17 protein-coding genes are annotated in these 20,699 nt (G+C 65.8%); 4 read left to right on the forward strand and 13 right to left on the reverse strand.

The features are described 5' to 3' along the window. Window positions 1-103: 103 nt before the first annotated feature. On the reverse strand, window positions 104-712 hold the full coding sequence (locus LCH97_RS12310; protein ID WP_227301941.1) for a LysE family translocator: 609 nt from the start codon (window positions 710-712) through the stop codon (window positions 104-106). A 171-nt stretch (window positions 713-883) separates the two neighbouring features. Between LCH97_RS12310 and LCH97_RS12315 the strand changes: the two genes are divergently transcribed. Beyond that, entirely contained in the window at window positions 884-1,360 is a 477-nt protein-coding gene (locus LCH97_RS12315; protein ID WP_227301942.1) for an Lrp/AsnC family transcriptional regulator, read from the forward strand. Window positions 1,361-1,460: 100 nt separating this feature from the next. Here the strand turns inward: LCH97_RS12315 and LCH97_RS18730 are convergent, their stop codons facing one another. The 5 genes from LCH97_RS18730 to LCH97_RS12335 form a co-directional block, all read right to left on the reverse strand. Beyond that, complete coding sequence (locus LCH97_RS18730) at window positions 1,461-1,586, reverse strand: hypothetical protein (RefSeq protein WP_255619210.1); 126 nt, start codon at window positions 1,584-1,586, stop codon at window positions 1,461-1,463. A gap of 2 nt (window positions 1,587-1,588) precedes the next feature. Beyond that, a complete protein-coding gene (locus LCH97_RS12320; protein ID WP_227301943.1) occupies window positions 1,589-2,461 on the reverse strand; it encodes a ubiquinol-cytochrome C chaperone family protein in 873 nt (290 codons plus the stop codon). A gap of 4 nt (window positions 2,462-2,465) precedes the next feature. Then, entirely contained in the window at window positions 2,466-3,116 is a 651-nt protein-coding gene (locus LCH97_RS12325) for a helix-turn-helix domain-containing protein (RefSeq protein WP_227301944.1), read from the reverse strand. 401 nt (window positions 3,117-3,517) lie between these two features. Beyond that, on the reverse strand, window positions 3,518-4,609 hold the full coding sequence (locus LCH97_RS12330; protein ID WP_227301945.1) for a polyamine ABC transporter substrate-binding protein: 1,092 nt from the start codon (window positions 4,607-4,609) through the stop codon (window positions 3,518-3,520). Window positions 4,610-4,619: 10 nt separating this feature from the next. Then, on the reverse strand, window positions 4,620-5,978 hold the full coding sequence (locus LCH97_RS12335; protein WP_227301946.1) for an FAD-binding oxidoreductase: 1,359 nt from the start codon (window positions 5,976-5,978) through the stop codon (window positions 4,620-4,622). A gap of 103 nt (window positions 5,979-6,081) precedes the next feature. Between LCH97_RS12335 and LCH97_RS12340 the strand changes: the two genes are divergently transcribed. Continuing rightward, the gene (locus LCH97_RS12340; protein ID WP_227301947.1) at window positions 6,082-6,957 is read left to right on the forward strand and encodes a LysR substrate-binding domain-containing protein; all 876 of its coding nucleotides are present in this window, start codon (window positions 6,082-6,084) and stop codon (window positions 6,955-6,957) included. Here the strand turns inward: LCH97_RS12340 and LCH97_RS12345 are convergent. After that, on the reverse strand, window positions 6,934-8,265 hold the full coding sequence (locus LCH97_RS12345; RefSeq protein WP_227301948.1) for a chloride channel protein: 1,332 nt from the start codon (window positions 8,263-8,265) through the stop codon (window positions 6,934-6,936). The two genes, LCH97_RS12340 and LCH97_RS12345, sit on opposite strands and share 24 nt — an antisense overlap. A gap of 348 nt (window positions 8,266-8,613) precedes the next feature. On the opposite strand from LCH97_RS12345, the gene LCH97_RS12350 reads away from it, so the two are divergent. Beyond that, window positions 8,614-10,281, forward strand: a complete 1,668-nt coding sequence (locus LCH97_RS12350) for an ABC-F family ATP-binding cassette domain-containing protein (protein ID WP_227301949.1) — start codon at window positions 8,614-8,616, stop codon at window positions 10,279-10,281. Window positions 10,282-10,713: 432 nt separating this feature from the next. On the opposite strand, the gene LCH97_RS12355 is transcribed toward LCH97_RS12350, so the two are convergent. The 3 genes from LCH97_RS12355 to LCH97_RS12365 form a co-directional block, all read right to left on the reverse strand. Then, a complete protein-coding gene (locus LCH97_RS12355; RefSeq protein ID WP_227301950.1) occupies window positions 10,714-11,703 on the reverse strand; it encodes a two-component system response regulator in 990 nt (329 codons plus the stop codon). A 5-nt stretch (window positions 11,704-11,708) separates the two neighbouring features. Then, entirely contained in the window at window positions 11,709-15,353 is a 3,645-nt protein-coding gene (locus LCH97_RS12360; protein ID WP_227301951.1) for a PAS domain S-box protein, read from the reverse strand. Window positions 15,354-15,467: 114 nt separating this feature from the next. After that, window positions 15,468-16,376 carry a DMT family transporter gene (locus LCH97_RS12365; RefSeq protein ID WP_227301952.1) on the reverse strand — a complete coding sequence of 303 codons (909 nt, stop codon included), beginning with the start codon at window positions 16,374-16,376 and terminating at the stop codon, window positions 15,468-15,470. Between the two features lie 127 nt (window positions 16,377-16,503). On the opposite strand from LCH97_RS12365, the gene LCH97_RS12370 reads away from it, so the two are divergent. Beyond that, on the forward strand, window positions 16,504-16,974 hold the full coding sequence (locus LCH97_RS12370; RefSeq protein ID WP_227301953.1) for an Lrp/AsnC family transcriptional regulator: 471 nt from the start codon (window positions 16,504-16,506) through the stop codon (window positions 16,972-16,974). Between the two features lie 65 nt (window positions 16,975-17,039). Here the strand turns inward: LCH97_RS12370 and LCH97_RS12375 are convergent, their stop codons facing one another. From LCH97_RS12375 to LCH97_RS12385, 3 genes are all read right to left on the reverse strand, one after another. Further along, window positions 17,040-17,636: a CBS domain-containing protein gene (locus LCH97_RS12375; protein WP_017510379.1), complete on the reverse strand. Its 597-nt coding sequence runs from the start codon at window positions 17,634-17,636 to the stop codon at window positions 17,040-17,042. A 275-nt stretch (window positions 17,637-17,911) separates the two neighbouring features. Then, a complete protein-coding gene (locus LCH97_RS12380; protein ID WP_227301954.1) occupies window positions 17,912-19,300 on the reverse strand; it encodes an aminopeptidase P family protein in 1,389 nt (462 codons plus the stop codon). Between the two features lie 118 nt (window positions 19,301-19,418). Further along, the gene (locus LCH97_RS12385; protein ID WP_227301955.1) at window positions 19,419-20,630 is read right to left on the reverse strand and encodes a benzoate/H(+) symporter BenE family transporter; all 1,212 of its coding nucleotides are present in this window, start codon (window positions 20,628-20,630) and stop codon (window positions 19,419-19,421) included. Between the last annotated feature and the right edge of the window lie 69 nt (window positions 20,631-20,699).

Here is a 20,699-nt window from a genome sequence, read left to right on the forward strand (position 1 = left end):
GCCGTAACCAAGCGGGGCCTAGTGCGCGGTGATACAGCCACGCGGTACAGCCTAGTACCCCGCTGTTTAGCCGGGGGCTAGACCTGCGGCCAACCTTTCAGCGCTACGCCGCAAGCTTGCCGGCGGCCAGTAGCAGCAGGCTGCCGGCGCTGGCTTCCGCCAGGCGGCGTTTGGCATCGCTGATGCCGCCGCGGCGGGCCATGCTGGCGGCGCTGTAGCCTATCAGGCCGTATACCACGGCGCAGCTACCGATAAAGATGGCGGACAGCAGCAGCGCCTGCAAGGCCACGGCTTCGCCGGGCTGGATGAAGTTGGGCAGGATGGACAGGTAGATCAGCAGGCCTTTGGGGTTGAGCAAGCTGGTGACAAAGCCGCGGGCAAACTGCCGCTGCGTGGGGCTGCCGTTTAACGCCAGCACGCCGGGCTGCATGGCGGAGCGGAACATCTGCACCGCCAGGTACAGCAGGTAGGCCAGCCCGGCCCAGCGGATGGCGTGAAACAGTGGCGGCCAGGCGGTAATGAGCGCGGCAATGCCGAATGCGGCCAACAGCGCGTGCACGCAGTAGCCGGTAAGGATGCCGGCGTTGGCACGGGTGGCGGCGGCGCGCCCGCCGGTCAGCCCCTGCGAGGCCACAAACAGGATGTCGGGCCCCGGGGTGCACACCAGCGGGAAAACAGTAATGCCGAATAGCAGCAGGGTGTGGCTGGTCATGGTGTTTCTCCCTAGTGGTGCCTGCCGCCGCCAGCGCAGCAGCCGGGGGAAACGGCGGTGCCGCAGTGGCCGGGGCAGGCAGACACAGTGTAGGGAAAGGCGGCCAGAATAGGCTTGCGTAGTGCGCGGCATTTCTTGCCATAATGCAATCCGGTTTCACAAAACAGGCAGGTGTTGCAATTGGATGCCGTAAAACTGGATAAGCTCGACCGCCGCATTCTGCAGGCGCTGCAGCGCGATGGCCGCATACAAAACGCTACCCTGGCGCAGCAGGTGGGGCTGTCGCCGTCCAGCTGCCTGCGCCGCGTGCGCCAGCTGGAAGATGCGGGGGTGATAAGCCGCTACGTGGCGGTGCTGGATGGCAGCAAGGTGGGCGCGGGGCTCACGCTGTTTGCGCGGGTATGGCTCAAGGCGCAAGACGCGGACACCACCAACCACTTTATCCAGGCGGTGCGCGATATGCCGCAGGTGGTGGAATGCCACGTGATGGCGGGCGAGTGCGACATGCTGCTGCGCATTGTCACTACCGATCTGGCGTCGTACCGGCAGTTTCACGCGCACGAGCTCACGCGCATTGCCAGCGTGCAAAGCGTGAAAACCGAAGTGCCAATGGAAACCGCCAAGCTCACCCACGCGCTGCCCTTGTAAGGTTGGCCGCAGGGGCGGCTTGCCCCCTACCAGATAGTGCAAACAGCCCGCCCTAGGCTGGGGCGGGCTGGCACGGCGGCTTGCTACCCGCCCGTGTGTTTTATGTCTGCTGGCGAGCCTGGCGGCGGGCGCGCTCGGCGTAGGCTTGCATGGCCATGGCGGTGGCAAAACCGGCTGCGTACACCAGGCCAAAGGCGCGCAAATACAGCATAGGGTTATAAGGCATGATCAGGCTCCGGCCAGCGCGGTACCGCAGTCGCGGCAAAAGCGCGCGCTACGCGGGTTGTCGGTTTCGCATGCCGGACAGTCTTGGTTTAGCGCGGCGTGCAGTGCTTTCTGGCGCATATAGGCCAGCTGTACCACGCACGGAATGGTCACGCGGGAAGCAGGGCTGGCCAGGTCTGCCAGTGTCCATATCCCCGTTACTGCCATGCCTACCGGCCCCAGCAGCACACTCATGGTTCGCATCAGTGTTTGGTTCGCAACCAGGGTCAGGCCACGGCCCAGCAGCGTTTTGGCGATGGCGTTGGCCACAACCAGCGCAAGCCGGTAAGTGGCAAAACCACCAGCCCGGCCTGCCATCAATACGGCGGCTGTCACTGTGCCACCCAGCGTGATGTCGCTACCCAGCTCATGCTGCAGCTGCGCCCGCTCTTCGCTGCTCATCTGGTCGTAGGCCTGGGTAAATACCTTCAGCAGGATAGCCAGCTCGATATTGCTTACCTTGTCACTGGGGTCCACGACGGCTTTCAGGCTCTTGGCCACGTCGGCCACCAGCTCTTCGTAAGAGATATGTTTCTGCTCGCCACCCAGTACGCTGCCCATGGAAAGCTTGCTGCGGATATCGCGGTAGAAGTTGGCAAAGGTATTACCGCCAAAGGCCAGAATCTCGTGGGCAATCAGCTGGCGGTCTGCTGCGTGGTACACGCCTACTTGCTTGCACACCATCAGCTTGTTGCATACGTCGGCAGCCAGTGTGATGCGGCCGGCACCACTATCGGTGATGTAGTCCACCAGAATGGCCAGATCGTCGTTATCGGCCACCATCAGCAGCGGCAGCAGTTGGTCGGGGGTGGCGAGGAACTGGGTGTAGTCGGTCATGGTTTCAATCCGTCTGTACAGGGTAAGTTTGGCAAGGGGTAGACGCACCGATAATGGCGCACAGGGTCAGCAAGGTTGGCCGCAAACGCGAGTCCAGCCCGGTGATAGGGGGTGCCAGGCAAGTGGCGGCAATGGCGGCACGCTTGCCAGTGGCCGGCTCGTCTTGCGCTATGGCTTCGGCCTTTGTCAGCAGGCCCAGCGTGCGGGCCATGCTCATGCCGCCCTCGGCAATGGCCTGGTGGTTTATGTGCTGGCCGGGGCGGGTTATCTGGCCCGCCTGCTGCAGAAAGCTTTCGTCTTGCAAAGCGGTCATGTAGTAGTGCACCGCGTTCACCAGCCGCGTCCAGTCATCCTGGCTCATTAGCAAAAAGGCGGGTGGTACCCCCAGGGTACCGGCCAGGGCGCAGAGCTTTTCCAATGTAGGGTTTGCAGGTTTGTCTTTACGCGCCGACAGGTACTGCGTCAGGGCTTGCCGGCTCACCCCTGCCGATTCCGCCAGGCTAAGCTGGCTGAGCGCGCGGACACTTCCTTCTTCGTCTTCGCCCGCTGCTTGCAATATACGGCGCAGCGATTCTGAAAAATTGGCAGATACCGCCCTGAACGGGTGTTGCGCTAGCCCATCTACATGGGTGGGAGCGTTGAGCTCTGCGTGCATAATAAGATCCTTTCGATAAATCGAATTATCAATAAGATCTAATATCACATCAAACCATTTTGCCCAATAAACTAGGCAGCGTTATGCCATGCCACTGTCAGTGCCATGCATGCAGCTCATGGCAAGGGTGGCTAAGGCAACAGGGGGTATACACGGGGGGCCAATACAGGCCGGTGGTTCCAGGAGAAGGTTGGCCGCATGCCACCTGCCGGGGCATGGCAAAGAGAGGAACCGCATCAGGACAAAAACAGGGCACCAGCGCAATGCCTGCAGATGTTTTGCCACCCTGCCCCGCAGCCACGGGGCAGCTTGGCCATGCGGGGCACGGCGGTAGCCAGCACGCCGGGGTGGCTTCGGCAAGCCACCCCGGCACGCCACACCGCCGCCGCGCCGCCCGCTAGCTAGCGCCCGCTACGCAGCTGCTGCCAGATGCGTGTGTAGGCGTTGATGGTTTTCGGGTCGGGGGTCAGCGCCACAAAGCTGCCTTGCAGGTCGGCCGGCTGCGGGAAAATGGTGCGGTTGTTCACCAGCGCCGGTTTCATGAACGGGCGGGCGGCCAGCACGGCGGTGGCGTAGGCCACGTGGTTGGCGTTGGCAGCAGCGGTTTTGGGCTCCAGCATGGCGTTGATGTAGGCGTGAGCGTTGTCTACGTTAGCCGCATCGCGCGGTATGGCCCACATGTCTACCCACAGGTCGGCGCCGGGTGCCAGCAGCGCCTGGATCTTGATGCCGTTGCGCGCTTCTTCGGCGCGCTGGCGCGCCAGGTTGAAGTCACCGTTGTAGCCCATGGCCACGCACAGGTCGCCGCTGGCCATCTGGTTGTAATAGCCGGACGAGGAAAACACCTTGTAGTACGGGCGCACGGCTTTGAGCTTGCTGGCTACCGCCTGGTAGTCGGCCAGCTTGTTGCTGTTGGGGTCAAAGCCGAAGTAATGCAGCGCGCCGGGGAAAAACTCGCTGGGCGAATCCAGCACGCTGATGCCGCAGCCTTGCAGCTTGGCGGCGTATTCGGGCTTGAACAGCAGGTCCCACGGGTTGGCCGGCAGCTTGCCGCCCAGCGCCTTGTTTACCTTGTCTACATTGATGCCCACGGTGTTAAAGCCCCAGTAGTTGGGCACGCCGTAGCGCTGGCCGGGGTCGAACTGCTCCACGATCTTGAGGATGGCCGGGTCCAGGTGCTTGAGGTTGGGCAGCTTGGCTTTGTCCAATGGCAAAAACAGCCCGCCGCGTATGCCCAGCGCCAGCGTGTTGTGCGAGGGCACCACCACGTCGTAGCCGCTTTTGCCGGTCATCAGTTTGGCGCGCAGGATCTCGTTGCTGTCGAATACGTCGTAGCGCACCTTGATGCCGGTAGCGCGGGTGAAGTTGGCGTTGGTGTTGTCGGCCACGTAGTCGGTCCAGTTGTACACGTTCACCACACCGGCGGCGTGGCAGGCCAGCGTGGTAGCAGCTAGCGCAATGGCCAGCAGCGGGCGGTAGATCGATGCAGTCATGCGGGGCTCCTCAAGCGGGTTCACTAAGACGGTCGCGCCAGGCGTAAGCGGTATAAGCAAGCTGCAGGCCCAGCTTTTGCAGCGCAGTGGCGGGCGGCAGCCGCGGGGCCAGGCCGTGCATGGCGCAGGCGGCTTCGGTGGCGGTGGGCGGCTGCCCGGCCATGGCGCGCGCCAGCGCCCGCCCCAGCCACGGCATGGTGCTGACGCCACTGCCAAAACAGCCGGCGGCGTGCCACACGCTGCCATCACCCGGCAGGGCGCCGTATTGCGGCAGCAGGCCGCGGTTGACGGCAATCAGCCCGCGCCAGAAGTAGTCGATGTCCACCCCGGCCCAGGCCGGAAAGCGTGCGGCCAACTGTGCCTGCAGCGCGGCGCGCTGGCGCTGGCCGCTGGCGTCGCTGCCGCTCAGGTCGCCACGGGCGCCAAACAGCAGGCGGCCGTCGGGCAGGCGGCGCCAGTAGCTCAGCAGGTGGCGGGTATCGAACATGGGCGTGTGGCTGTGGTAGCCGTAGGCGCCCCACTCCGCCGCGCTTAGCGGGCGGGTCACGATGATGTTGGAAATCACCGGCAGCGTACGGTGGCGTAGCTGCGGCGGCAGTACGCCAGGCAAATAGCCATTGGTAGCCAGCAGTAGCTGGCGGGCGTGTACCACGCTGCCGGGGGCGTACAAGGTGTGGCCGGTGGCGTGGCGCTGCCAGCAGCTTACTGGCTGCTGCGGCAGCAGCACGGCACCGTGGCGCTGCGCCGCTTGCGCCAGGCCGCACACCAGCGCCAGCGGGTTTAGCCCACCACCTTGCAGGATATGCAGTGCGCCGTGTTGCGCCGGGCCATCGTGCCCCATGCCGGCAAATACCTGGCGCGGCAGCAGGCGGCAGGCTACCGGCGTGTGCAGCCGCCAGGCGTCGTACTCGGCCTGCAGCCCGTCCCACGCCGCCGGGCTGTGCGCCACCACGTAGCTGCCGTCGCCACAGGCCTGGGTGGCGATGCCCTCCTCGGCCGCCAGCGTGGCCACCAGCTGCATGGCCTCGTTTTGCGCGGCCATGAAACCGGCAGCACCGGCCGGCCCTAGCTGGCGCAGCAGGCCGGCGTAGTCGTGCTTGGTGGCGGGCAGCGTGTTGAAACCGGCGTTGCGGCCGGACGCGCCCCAGCCTATGTCGCCCGCCTCCAGCACCGCTACGCTGGCGCCGTGGTCGCGCGCCAGGTGCAGCGCCGCCGAAAGCCCGCAATAGCCACCGCCGATGATGGCCACATCCACCGTGTGCTCGCCGCTGCCGGGCGCCAGGGTTGGCCGCGCCGTGGTGGCGTGCCAGTAGCTGGGCGGGGTCAGCTGGGGGCGGTACTGGTCGGCGTGGTAAAAGGGCTGGTACATGGCGGCTCCGCAAGTATTGCCACAGTGTGGCCAGCGCGCGGCGCTACCGGCAAGACACGCTTTTTGCTACCTTGTGTTAATTAATTTAACAGCTGGAGCCGCCATGGCCCGCCGTCTGCCCCCGCTTAACAGTGTTCGCGCCTTTGAGGCCGCCGCGCGGCTAGGCAGCTTTGTGGCCGCCGCACAGGAGCTGAACGTCACGCAGCCGGCCATAGGCCGCCACGTGCGGCAGCTGGAAAGCTGGCTGGGGGTGGCGCTGTTCCAGCGCAATGCGCGTGGCGTGCAGCCCACCGCCGCCGGGGTGCAGTATCTGGCCACCGCCAGCCGCCTGCTGGACGAGTTGGCCGCGGCCAGTGCCGCGCTGGCGCAGCCGCAGCCTGCCCTGCTACGGCTGATGGTAGTGCCGGGCCTGGCGCGGCGCTGGCTGGCCCCGCTGCTGGATAGCCTGCTGGACGAGCGCCCGGGGCTACGCCTGGCGATAGAGCCGCACGCCACCTTTTGCCAGCTGCAAGCGGGCCAGGCAGACCTGGGCCTGGTGGCCGACGATATCGCGCATTTGCCCGGCTACTACCACACGCTGGCGGTGCCGCCAGTGTTCCCGGTATGTACCCCGGCCTATCTGGCGCAGCACGGCACACCGGCCAGCCCGGCCGCGCTACTGCAACACACGCTGATTCACGAGGACGACGGCGAATGGTGGCAGCTATGGTTGGCCGCACAAGGCCTGCACGTGCAGCTGCAGCCGCAGATGGTGTACTACAGCGCCGACCAGACGCTGGACGCCTGCTTGGCGCACAAGGGCATCGCGCTGGCCAACCCGCTATTGGTGGGGCCAGAGCTGGCCAGCGGCGCACTGGTACGGCCGCTAGCGCAGGCGGTGGCGCTGCAGGGCTACCACTTTATTCTGCCGCCTGGCGGCGCGGTGTCTGCAGATATGGCGTGGCTGATGGCGGCGCTATGCCTGCGGGCCACGGCCTGAGGCATCACGTGGTGGCAGATAACGCTGCGCCAGCGTGTGGTACAGCGGCGGGCAGAGGCTGCGCGATACCAGGCTGGCAAGAAAGGCACTGGCAATCAGGCTGACCACCAGCGCGTGGCCGTCTATCATCTCCATCACAATGACAAAGGCGGTAATCGGCGCCTGTGTCACCGCCGCCAGAAAAGCAGCCATCGATAGCGCAATCCAGGTACTGCTGCTCACCTGCCCCAGCCCCAGGTTAGCCAGGTCTTGCCCCACCCCCGCACCAATGGCCAGGCTGGGGGCAAATACCCCGCCTGGGATACCCGAAAAGTACGACAGCAGCGTGGCCAGCATTTTTTCCAGCGCATAAAACGGTGCCAGCGGCAGCGTGCCGGTTAGCGCCTGCTGGGTAGCGCCATAGCCGCTGCCATGCGCTGCCCCATCCGACACATAACCCAGCACCGCCACCAGCAGGCCGCAAGCACCGGCAAACCACACCGGGTGGCGGCTGCGCAACCAGCCCGGCCAACCCGGCCATGGCCGCATGCCGGCTAGCATGGCGCGGGAAAACATGCCGCCCGCCAGGCCGCAAATAACCCCACTCAGCAGAATGGGCAGCGCCAGGCGGCTATCGGCCACAGGGATACTGATGCGGCCAAAGTAGGTGTAGTTACCCTGCAGGGCAATGGCAATGATACCGGCCAGAATAATGGCGCTTAGCAGCACGCCATTGGTGCGGGCCTCGAACTTGCGCCCCAGCTCTTCGATGGCAAACACAATACCGGCCAGCGGGGTATTGAATGCCGCGGCAATACCGGCAGCGCCGCCGGCAAGAATCAGGTCGTAAGGGCGCACGGGAAAACGGGTAGGCAACCAGGCGCGCATGGCGTGCATGACACTGGCGCCAACCTGGATAGACGGGCCTTCCCGGCCACTGGAAAAGCCCACGCCCAAGCCAAGCACGCCCAGCAGCACTTTGCCCACCGCAATGCGCAGTGACACCAGCTTGCCAACGTGCGCTTGGTCATGATGATGGTGCAAGGCAGCCATCACCTGCGGTATACCGCTACCCTCGGCACCGGCAAAAAAGCGCCGCGTCAGCCACACAATCAACATGCCGCCCGCGGGTGTCAGCAGCAATGGCAACCAGGGGCTGGCCTGCCTGGCCTGTTCGAACAGCGCAATAGCGTGCTCCACCAGCATGGCAAAGCCCACAATCAGCAGCGCCGCCAGCAAGGCCCCGCCCCAGATCACCACCCGGCCCTGCCAGGTACGCCAGTGCACCAACAGCCATAGTCTTTGCAGACTACGCAGCCCATGCTGCATGTTTTTCTCCCCGCCAAAAGGAAACGGGCGCGGCATCGCTGCCACGCCCGACTGACTGTTCCATATCTACACTGCACTTTCATACAGTGGCTGTACTCTATCACTTTATTAGTTTTGCCAAAAACCTTTTTTATTTATTGAACCGCTAAATGCGGCGGCGTTACCACACCCCCCGGCACCAGCGCGGCGCGTGCCGGGCCGCCGCGCCAGGGAGCCGCGTGGTACCATGCCGCCCTGCTGCCCGCCACGGGTAGCCCTGCCCTGCGGCCAACCTTGGCCGCCCCCTGTCGTTACCCGGCCCTGCGCCAGTGCGGCTTTACCTTTTCGGGTCGCCTGGCGGCTGTATTCATGATCACGCTTAAAAATGTTGTACTGCGCCGGGGCAGCAAGCTGCTGCTGGATGGTGCCACCGTCACCCTGAACCCGGGTGAAAAAGTCGGCCTGGTGGGCCGTAATGGCGCCGGCAAGTCGTCGCTGTTTGCCGTATTGAACGGCAGCCTGCACGAAGACGGCGGCGACTTTCATATCCCTAGCCAGTGGCGCATGGCGCAGGTCGCGCAGGACATGCCGGAAACCGCACAAAGCGCTACCGACTTTGTAGTAGAAGGCGATACCGCCCTGCTGGCCGCGCAGCAGGAAGTCACCGAAGCCGAGGCCGGCGACGACTACATGCGCATGGCGCACGCCTACACCGCGCTGAACGACGCCGGTGCGCACGACGCCGCCGCCCGCGCACAGGCGCTGATCCTGGGCCTGGGTTTTAGCGTGGCCGAGCTGCAGCGCCCGGTGAACAGCTTCTCGGGTGGCTGGCGTATGCGCCTGCAGCTGGCGCGCGCGCTGATGTGCCCGTCCGACCTGCTGCTGCTGGACGAACCGACCAACCACCTGGACCTGGACGCCCTAGTGTGGCTGGAAGCCTGGCTCAAGCAATACGCCGGCACCCTGGTGGTAATCAGCCACGACCGCGAATTCCTGGACGCCATCACCAATGTGACCCTGCACATCGACCACGGCCGGCTGGTGCGCTACGGCGGCAACTACAGCAAGTTTGAAGACATGCGCGCCGAGCAGATGGTGCTGCAGCAGGCCGCGCAGGCCAAGCAGCAGGAAAAGATCGCCCACCTGCAGAAGTTCATCGACCGCTTCAAGGCCAAGGCCAGCAAGGCCAAGCAGGCGCAAAGCCGCGTAAAAGCGCTGGAACGTATGGAGAAGATTGCGCCGGTACTGGCCGACGCCGAATTCCAGTTCGAATTCAAAGAGCCGTCCAGCCTGCCCAACCCGATGCTGACGCTGAACGAAGCTGCCTTCGGCTACCCGGCGGCAGACGACGCACCGGCAGGCACGCCACCGACGGTGATCGTGCAAGGCGTACGACGCTCGGTGCTGGCCGGCCAGCGTATCGGCATTCTGGGTGCCAACGGCCAGGGCAAATCCACACTGGTGAAAACCGTGGCCGAGGCGCTGCGCCCGGTCAGCGGCGAAGTCATCCGCGGCAAGGGCCTGAGCATCGGCTACTTCTCGCAGCAGGAGCTGGACGTGCTGCGCCCCGAGGACGACCCGCTGCAGCACATGCTGCGCTTGGCGCGCGACACCCCGGCCGCGCTGCGCCCGCCCGCTGCCGACTGCCGCGAACAAGGCCTGCGCAACTTCCTGGGCACCTTCAACTTCAGCGGAGACATGGTCAAACAAGCCGTTGGCAGTATGAGCGGCGGCGAAAAAGCGCGCCTGGTGCTGTGCATGATCGTGTGGCTGCGCCCCAACCTGCTGCTGCTGGATGAGCCGACCAACCACCTGGACCTGGCCACGCGCGAGGCGCTGAGCGTGGCGCTGAACGAATTCGAAGGCTCGGTGATGCTGGTCAGCCACGACCGCGCCCTGCTGCGCGCCGTGTGCGACGAGTTCTGGCTGGTCTCGCGCGGCGGGGTCAGCGATTTCGAAGGCGACCTGGACGACTACCAGGTGTACCTGCTGGAAGAAGCCAAGCGCCGCCGCGAAGAGGCTGCCGGCAAGCGCTGACACGCAGCGGCCCTTGCGCATTTTTGCCAGCGTCAGCGTAATACCAGCCAGCTAAGCGAATATGCTTGGCCATCAAGTGGGTGGGCGTGAGTGAAGCGCCCCATCCCGTTGGCGCGAGCCGGGCAAAATGGTGCGCCCCAGGTTTTAAGACGCCGATTTGTTTGAGCTCCGAGCCGTTAGCGAGGGGCGAGTTCGGCGGCGCCTGGGGCGTGTCATTTTGACCGGGGTTTCGAGCAGCCCCGGGTTGCGGGGGAATGAAAAGGGGGCGGCAATCCGCCCCCTTTCCCGCCTGCCGGGCGGAACCGGCATCTAATCATCGTCCGCATCGCGGACACACTAGCGTACTTCAGCGCAACAGCCCCCTAACCAAAAAAACGCCAGTCAGCGTTAACTGAGTGGCACTACCAGGCCAGCGTGCCGCTTTTTGCGGGCCTACTCGGCCCAGCGCGCCTGGATCTGCCGCAGTACCGGCTCGATGGCCAGAAAGTGCGCTACCAGCGCCGGGTCGAAATGCTTGCCGGTCTCGGCGGCGATATACGCCAGCGCGGCGTCTATCGTCCACGCCGCCTTGTACGGGCGTACGCTGGTTAGCGCGTCGAACACGTCGGCAATGGCCACGATGCGTGCGGCCAAGGGGATGGCCTCCCCGGCCAGCCCTTGCGGGTAGCCGCTGCCGTCCCAGCGTTCGTGGTGGCAGTGCGCGATGGTGGCCGCCATCTGCAGCAGGCTGGAGCGGTCGTCGCCCATGATGCGGGCGCCGATTTCGGCGTGGGTCTGCATGATGCGCCACTCGTCGGCGTCCAGCTTGCCCGGCTTTTGCAGGATGGCGTCAGGGATGCCGATCTTGCCGATATCGTGCATGGGCGCCGCGTCCAGCAGCTCGTCGGCCCAGGCCTCGCGCTGGCCGGCGGCCAGCGCGAGCTCGCGCGCGTAGTGGCTCATGCGGATCACGTGCAGGCCGGTTTCGTTGTCCTTGAATTCGGCGGCGCGGCCCAAGCGGCGGATGATCTGCAGCCGCGTCTCGCGCAGCTCTTCCACCCGCACCAGCGACAAATGGGTACGCACCCGCGCCAGCACGATGGGCGGGCTCACCGGCTTGGTGATGTAGTCCACCGCGCCGGCGGCAAAGCCTTCGCTCTCGGCGTGGCTATCGGACAGCGCGGTGACAAAAATCACCGGAATGCGAGCGGTGGCCGGGTCGGTTTTCAGGCGGCAGCATACTTCCAGCCCGGTCATACCCGGCATCATCACGTCCAGCAGAATCAGCGCCGGCTGTTCGCGCAGCGCCAGCTGCAGGGCTTTGTCGCCGTCACGGGCAAACTGCAGCCGGTAGTGATCTTGCAGGATGTGGCGCAGTACTTGCAGGTTGGTGGGTTCATCGTCCACCAACAGCAACAGCGGGCGGGTATCGGTGGGAGCCATAGGGGTTACCTTGTCTGCGCGGCGGCCTGGCGCAGCTGCGCCAGCGCTTGCAGCGCCGCATCAAAATCGAATTCGTCCAGCGCCTGCTGCAACGTGGCCAGTAACGGGTGCGGCCACGCGGCTTGCAGCGCGGCGAGGCTGGCGTCGTCGAGCTCGCCATGCTCGCAAGCCTGTTGCAGCTTGTCCAGCAGGACGGGGGCATCCGCGGGAAGCGCCAGCACTGGCCTGGCTACTACCGGGGCGTCGCCGCGGTCGGCGGGCAGTGCGGCGGCAACCGCCTGCAAGGCCGCCGCCAGGCTGGCGGCAGCACGGGCGATGTCGCCGTCACCGTGCTCCAGCTGGGCCGCCAGCTCGGCAACCCGGCGCAGGCCAAGGTTGGCCGCCGCCCCGCGCAGGCGGTGCGCCAGCGCGGCACGGGCGTCGGCCGGCTGTGCGGCCAACTGCGCCGCCACGTTGTGGTAGTCGGCCAGCAGCCGGCGCCAGCGCGCCTGTACCTTGTCCTGGTTGCCCCATAGCGCGATGGCAGCGTCCAGGTCGATATCCTGCTCGGGCGCCTCGCCCTCTGTCGCTATGGCCTGAGTGTGGCCCAGTACGCGTGCCATTTCGGCCAGCAGCGCTGGCGGGTCTACCGGCTTGGTGGCAAAACCGTTCATGCCGGCGGCCTCGGCGTCTTGCCGGTCCTGGCTGAGCACGCTGGCTGTGAGCGCAATCACCGGTACTGCCGCCAGTTGGCGCGCCGCTTCCCACTGCCGGATGCGACGGGTGGCTTCCAGGCCGTCCACGCCGGCCATCTGCACGTCCATCAACACCAGGTCGACAGGCTGGCTGCGGTAGGTAGCCACGGCGTCGGCGCCGCCGGCGGCGGTAACCACCTGGTGGCCGTGCCGCGCCAGCACCAACTGCAACAGCTCCAGGTTTTCGGCCACGTCGTCCACCGCCAGGATGCGCAGCGGCGGCAGGCTGACGGTTTCGTCGGCGCCTGCGGCCAACATCGGCAACACCGCCTGCGCCGGCGGCAAGGGCAGCACCACGCTAAAGCAGCTGCCTTCGCCCAGCCGGCTTTCTACCTGGATCTGCCCTTGCATCAGCGCTACCAGCTGGCGGGCGATGGCGGTGCCCAGGCCGGTGCCACCAAAGCGGCGCGCCATGCTGGCGTCGGCCTGGGTAAACGGCGCGAAGATGCTGTCCAGGCGGTCGGCGGCAATACCGATACCGGTGTCGCGCACCGCCAGCTGCAGTTGGCCACCAAGCTGGCGCACCGACAAGGTGACGCTGCCGCGCTCGGTAAACTTGACGGCGTTGCCCAGCAGGTTGGTGAGGATCTGCCGCACGCGCAGCGCGTCGCCGTGGAAGGCGTGCGGGCAATCATCGGCGTAGTCCAGCTGCAGTTGTAGGCCCTTGCTGGCAGCCTGCAGCGCGAAGGTGCCCACCAACTGCTCGCACAGCGTGTATAGCGAAAAGTCGTGCTGCTCCAGCTCCAGCGCGCCGCGCTCCAGCTTGGCGGTGTCGAGGATGTCGTTGAGCAGGCGCAGCAGCGAGCGGGCGGCGTCGTGCACCGTACGCAGGTGGCGCGCCTGCTGCGCGTCCAGCGCCGTACCCAGCAACAGCTCGGTAAAACCGATGATGGCGTTCATCGGCGTGCGGATTTCGTGGCTCATATTGGCCAGGAACATGCCTTTGGCCTGCGCGGCGTGCTCGGCGCGGTCGCGCGCTTCCACCAGCTCGCGCTCCATGCGCTTGCGCGGGGTCAGGTCGCTGGCCAGCTTGACGATCTTCCACGGCTTGCCGTCGGCGTCCAGAATGGGGTTGTAGGTGGCCTGGATCCACACCTCGCTGCCGTCGGCGCGCAAGCGGCAGAACTCGCCGCTGTGGAACTCGCCGCGTTGCAGCGTGGCCCAGAAGTCGCGGTAGGCCTGGCTGGCGGCCTCGTCCGGCCGGCACAGCAGGCGGTGATGTTGGCCGCGCAGCGCATCCAGCCGGTAGCCCACCAGCTGCAGGAAGTTGTCGTTGGCGTCCAGAATGCAGCCTTGCAGGTCGAACTCCACCACCGCCATGGCGTGGCGAATGGCGGCCACCACGCCTTCGTGCTCTGCTGCGCGGGTCTTGCTATCGGTGATATCGACGATCACGCCGTCTATCCACTGCGCGGTATCGTCCACGTCATAGACACCACCAGCGCTTTCCGACACCCAGCGCTCGCCGCCGTCACGGTGGAAGATGCGGTATTCCACCACGTAGGAACGGTGCTCGCGCAGCGCACTGTCTACTGCGCCACGCACGCGGGCTAGGTCATCGGGGTGAATGATGCTCACCATGCTGAGGCCGCCATTGAGAAACAGCTCGCGATCCCAGCCGGTCAGCGCGGTGATGGCGTGGCTGATGAACAGCTTGCTCCAGTCGGCGTCTACCCGGCTGCGAAATGCGACGCCCGGCATATTGGCGATCAGCGTACGGTACTGCGTTTCGCGCGCCTGCAGCTCGCGCGCCAGCCGGGTGCGCTCGCTGATGTCGGTGACAAAGCCGATAAAGCGCACCTGCTTGCCGGACTGGGCGCGGCCCACCGCCAGCCGGATGGGGAACACGCTACCGTCGCGGCGCTGCGCCATTACCTCGCGGCCCACCCCGATCACGCGGGCGTCGCCGGTAGCCAGGTAGTGCGCCAGGTAGCCGTCGTGGCCAGAGCGATAAGGGTCGGGCATCAGCTGGTTGATGTTGTGGCCGATCAGCTCGCTGGCGACCCAGCCGAACATCTGCTCGGCGGCCTGGTTCAGCCCCAGGATGTGGCCGCGGCTATCGATGGTGATGATGCCGTCCACGGCGGTATCCACCACCGCGCGCAGCTCGGCCTCGTTCTGCTGCATCTGCGCAAACAGCTGGCGGTAGCGCAGCATGGCGTTACCGGCCAGCACGAATACGCCCGCGGTGAGCGTAAACAGTGCAATGGCCAGCGCCAGGTAGGTATTGTCGCCCTGCAGCGGCGTACCCTGCGGGTCGGGGTAGCCGATGAAACGCGCCGCTGCCATGCCGGTGTAGTGCATGCCGGCGATGGCCAGGCCCATCACCAGCCCGCCCAGCACGATGGATTGCATGGCACTAAAGGCGCCGCGCCGGCGCAGGCCGAAGCGTATCCACAGCGCCAGCATGGCCAGCACTACCGCCACCACAATGGACGCGGCAAACCACAGCGGGTCGTAGCGCAGCTGCGGCGCCATCACCATGGCGGCCATGCCGCTGTAGTGCATGGTGCCGATGCCGCTGCCCACCAGCACGCCGCCCAGCAACAGCTGCAGGCTGGTGATCTGGCGCTGCCACAACAGGTTCAGCGTCACCCAGGAGGCAAAAATGGCCGGCAGCATCGACAGCAGCGTCAGCCGGTAGTCGTAGCTGACCGTGGTACACAGGTCGAAGGCCAGCATGCCGATGAAGTGCATCGACCAGATGCCCACCCCCAGCGAGAACGAGCCGGTGAGGAACGCCGTCTGCCGCAGTATGGCGCCGTTGGCCAGCCGCGCCATGCCGGCTACCTGTAGCGCCATGATGGACGACAGCACCGCCACCAGCACCGACAGTGCCAGCAGATCTAAACGGTAGCTGCCTTGTAGCAACAGCGCGGTGGGCACGCCATCGCGGATAAAGAAGAGATCGAGCATCGGGGCGCGGGGCGGCAGGGGTTGGCCGCATCAGTGGCAGTTGCCGGCATTATAGAGGCCAGCATCTGCCCCCGCCCGGCGACAAGACCCTGCCCCGCACAGGGCCTTGCCGGCTTAACGGCGCGAGATCAGCAGGATGCCGGCGCCGATCAGCAGCATGCCCGCCAGCTCGCGCGTAGCCGGCCACTCGCCCAGGCTACTGGCGGCCATGCCCACCGCCAGCACCGGAATCACCAGCGCATTGAAACTGAGAGTGGACGCCGGCAGGCGGCGCAGCAGCCACAGCCAGGCCAGCCAACCCACGGCACTGGAAAACACCCCCGAATACACCAGCCCCAGCACAAACTGCGCCGACCACTGGATACCGGCAAAGTCGGCAAACGGCAGCAGCAGCGGCAACGGCGCCAGGCCAATCAGCGCCTGCCAGCCGGAGAAATTCAGGCTGTCCAGCGGGCCGTTCTGCGCCGCCCGCTTGGTTAGCACCGAGCCCAGTGCCCACAGCAAGCCGGCCAGCACCGCCAGCAGCATGGGCAGCACGCCGCCGTGCAGCTGCCACGGCGCCACAATCAGCATCAGCCCGGCAAAGCCGGCCACCAGCGCGCGGCGGGCATTGGCGGTAAACGGCTCGCCCAGCAGCCAGTGCGACAGCAGCGCCACCCAGAACGGCATGGTGAACACCAGCACCGAGGTGCGGCCGGCAGCGCCGGCCACCAGCGCCAGCGTCACCGTCAGGCCGTAGGCAAACGTGGTGGTCAGCCCCACCTTGGCGGCGTCGCCCAAGCGCTGCGGTTTCAGCGCCCGCCCGCGTGCCAGCAATACACCGAACAGCGTCAGGCTGCCGATGGTGGTGCGCAGGATCAGGTGCGTCAGCGGCGTAGTCGCCTGCAGCGTCACCTTCATCACCACGTAGTTGTAAGCCCACATTGTTACCAGCCCGGCAAACAACGCGTAGGGCAGCCAGCGGCTGGCGGACAAATCGGCAAGGTTGGCCGCAAGGCGGCGGCTGAGGCTGGCGCTGGTCATGGCAGGCATTCCTGGGCAAGGACAATAGCGCCAGTGTAGGTAAGCCCCCGGCCACGCCTGCTGCGTTATCATGCACAGCAGCGCAGCCACGCTGCGACTTTAGCCGGTTCAACGCAGGAAAACTGACATGCTGGATAACTACGACCGCAAGCTGCTGGCACTGCTGCAAGAAGACGCGCGCCAGACCCACGACGCGCTGGCCGAGGCGGTGAACCTGTCGCCTACCGCCGTCACCCGCCGCCTGAAGCGGCTGCGCGCCGACGGCCACATCCGCCGCGAGGTGGCGCTGGTGGACCCGGCGCTGTTCGGCCGCAGCCTGCGCCTGGTGGTAAACGTGATGCTGCAGCGCGCGCAAACGCCGCTGGTGGACGCCTTCAAGGCCAGCATGCTGGCCGCGCCCGAGGTAATGGAGTGCTACAACGTGACCGGCCGCCCGGATTTTGTGCTGATGGTGCTGGTACGCGACATGGCCGACTACGAGCGCTTTGCCCGCGCCCACCTGATGAACAACCCGCACGTGCGCGAGTTCGAATCGCTGGTGGTGATCAACACCTGCAAATACACCACCGCCGTACCGCAGGACGCCGACACGGACTAAGGTTGGCCGCAGGCAAAACAAAACCCGGCGCGGGGCCGGGTTGCTGTGGCGGTGCAGGCTGCCGCTTACTCTTCGTGCATCAGCGCGTGTTCGATCTCGGAAAACGCCTTGGGCACGCGTACAAAGTTCAGCGAGGTGCCCAGGCGGCGGGCGATGGTGGAGGTGGAGAACAGCCCGCACACTTCGTAGTGGCCACTGGACTCGTTACGCTCGACCACCAGCGAATGCTGGCGACCCAGGTCTTTCATGGTGGCCACCACGTGGCCCACGGTGGAGCGGCTGATATCGGCCAGGTTCAGCGCTTCCAGCTGCTTGCGCGGCGTCATCACGTCGCCCACCACGATTTCTTTATGGCGCTTGCCGTGCTCGTGGATCTGCTTGAGCGGGCGCTCGCCCAGCACGTCGGTGGCGGTTAGCAGGCCGGCAAAGCTGCCGTCGGCGTCGGTCACGAACAGCAGGCGGATACCGTGGCTCACCATGCGCGCGTGGGCGTCATCCAGCAGCGCGTCTTCGTTGATGCTGATCGGGTCGATCACGCGCAGGTCGGTCATCACTTCGGTAGCGGGGCTTTTCAGCGTGACCTGGCGCTGCGGGCGCTGCTCAACGTGGATCAGGTCGGTCTGGGCAGGCAGGCTCAGCGTTTGCAGGGCGTGGTATTCCATGATGATTCTCCTCTTCGCGGGTGCCGCCATCGGGCTGGATGGCCACACCCCGGGATTGTCTTGCCGCCTGGGCGGCGGGGGGCCGGGCAAGCTTTTGCACTCCCCTTTGCTTGCCGGTACTTTCATCTAAGCACACGGCGGGCAAATGCACAGCTTTTTTATGCAAGTATTGGTAACGGTTTGTTCGATATCAACCGGTGCATACCACAGCATAAAACAAAAAAACCGCCCCGGAGGGCGGTATCAGTGATGGAGTATTGCACGATGAAACGCGGTTAACCGGCCATGACGGCCTCGACTTCGTCGGCGGTTTTGGCAATAGGCTCGCCCAGCACGCGGCTGCCGTCGGCGGTGACCAGCACGTCGTCCTCGATGCGGATGCCGCCGAAGTCGCGGTATTCGTTGAAACGGGCGTAGTTGATGTACTGCGCGTGGCGGCCTTCGGCCTGCCAGGCGTCGATCAGCGCCGGAATAAAGTAAATGCCCGGCTCCACGGTAATCACCATGCCGGCCAAGAGCGGTTTGCCCAGGCGCAGGTAGCCCAGGCCGAACAGCGGGCTGCGCTCGGTGCCGTCGCCGTAGCCCACCAGGTCTTCGCCCAGGCCTTCCATATCGTGTACGTCCATGCCGATCTGGTGGCCCAGGCCGTGCGGGAAGGCAATAGCGTAGGCGCCGCTTTCCACGATGGCGTCGGCGTCACCGTGGAAGAAGCCCAGCGCGCTCATGCGCTCCACCATCACGCGGGCGGACAGCTTGTGGATATCCAGGTAGCGCACGCCGGGGCGAATGGCGTCGATGGCGGCCAGCTGCATGGCCAGCACGGTGTCGTACAGTTCGCGCTGGCGCGGGCTGAATTTGCCGCCCACCGGAATGGTGCGGGTGATGTCGCTGGCGTAGCCGCCACCGCTGGCGGCGCCGGTGTCGTTGACCACCAGGTCGCCGGCTTGCAGCACCTGGTCGTGGTGATGGTTGTGCAGCACTTCGCCGCGGCGCGAGAAGATGCTGGGGTAGGCCAGCTGCCAGTCGTGACGGCGCACGATGCCTTCCATTTCGCCGACGATGGCGTGTTCTACCACGCCGGGACGGGCGGCGCGCATGGCGGCCAGATGGGCGTCGCGGGTTACGGCCAGCGCGGCTTCCATCTCGGCGATTTCCTCCTCGCCCTTGATTTCGCGCAGGCTCACCACGGCGCGGGTCAGCGCCTCGCTATAGCCTTGCTGCGCGGCTTGCGGGGCAGCATCCAGCAGGCCGGCCAGCGCCAGCACGGTTTCGCCACGGTAGGGCTGCAGGTAGTGCACGGTACGGCCGGCAGCGCGGGCAGCGGCCAGCACGCCAGCCAGCGCGGCGTAGGGCTGGCTGCGGCCAACCTGGGCACGCGCGGCGCGTTCGGCCAGCGTGGGCAGCTCGCCGGTCCACACGATGTCGGCTACGTCCGGGTCGTTGCCGAACAGCGTGGTGTCGCCGTTGGCGGTGTCCATCACGCCCGCCAGGCCGGGCTCGTTCAGGCCGAAGAAGTAGCGGAACGAGCTGTCCTGCACAAAGGGGAAAATGTTGTCGCGGTAGTTCATCGGCGAATCGACATTACCCAGGAACAGGATCAGGCTATCGGGCAGCAGGGCAGCAAGCTTGTCGCGACGCTGCTGGTAGATGGCGGGCTGGAACATGGTGGCTTCCGGTGGTGAGCGGTGAAGCCAGCATTTTTGTATACAATCGCCTATTTGTATAGAAAAACAGGCCACCATCCGCCGGATGTGGCCTGTGCAGTGGCAGCATTGCCACTTTTCAGCGTTTAGCCGTGCTTTCGCGGCAGGAAGTAGCGCCCTTGGCCGCCTTGGGCAGCTGCCAGCGCAACAGCAGGCTTACCGCCACGCCGGCCAGCAGCGCCCACAGCGGTGCGCCGATACCGGCAAAACTCACGCCGGAAGCCGCCACCACAAAGGTCAGCAAAGCCGCCTCGCGCTGGGTGTCGCTGGCCAGCGCGGCCGATAGCGAGCTGGCCAGCGTGCCGAACAGTGCCAGCGCCGCCGCCGCCATCACCAGCGCCTTGGGCAGTACCAGCAGCAGTGCCACCAGCGCGCCACCAAACAGCGCCACCAGGATGTAGCAGCAGGCGGCCACCACGCCGGCTTTCCAGCGCTGGGCGCGGTCCGGGTGGGCTTCGGGGCCGGTACACATGGCCGCGGTGATCGCCGCCAGCACCACACCGTGGCAACCAAACGGCGCCAGCAGCAGCGAGGCACCGCCCAGCGCACTCACCGGTACCCGTGCCGGAATCTCGTAACCATCATTCTTCAGCACCGCCATGCCGGGCAGAAACTGGCCGGTGAGCGCAATCAGCGCTAACGGCAGCGCAATATTGCTGAGGCCGGCCAGGCTGAATACCGGCGTGGTCCACAGCGGGCCGCTGGCGGCGCTGGCCAGGCTGGGTGCGGCGGCAAAGCCACCGGTCGCTGCCAGAAACACGCCGCCCAGCGCCAGCGCGCCCATCAGCGCGTAGCGCGGCCACAGCCGGCGGCCGACAAAGAACATCAGCGCCATCGGCAGCACCAGCGCCGCGTGCTCGCGCACCGCCGGTACCAGCTCGGCCACAAAACGGAACAGGATGCCCGCCAGCAGGCCGGCGGCTAAGGCAGGCGGGAAGCGCTTCATCAGCGCATCAAACGCGCCGCTGATGCCGATCAGCCAGACCAGCAGGCCGGCGATCACATAACCGCCCACCGCCTCGGGGTAGCTCACCGTAGGCAGCGCGGCCAACAGCAGCGCAGCGCCAGGCGTGGACCAGGCGGTAATGATGGGCATTTTCCAGCGCCACGACAGCCACAGGCCCACCACGCCGGAGCCGATGGACACCGCCCACAGCCAGCTGGCCAGCTCGGCGGCGCTCAGGCCGGCCTGCTGCGCGGCGTGCACGATGATGAGAAAGGGGCCGGTATAGCCAACGGCAATCGTTAGCACACCGGCGATCAGGGTAGACGGGGGTAAATGTTTAAGCATGCTGTTCTTTCATACAAAAGGCTTCCGGGTAGGCCGCCACGGGTCAAGCACCCCCGCAGGCTGCGCTGC

It is taken from the genome of Vogesella sp. XCS3, assembly GCF_020616155.1.
Lineage (GTDB): Bacteria > Pseudomonadota > Gammaproteobacteria > Burkholderiales > Chromobacteriaceae > Vogesella.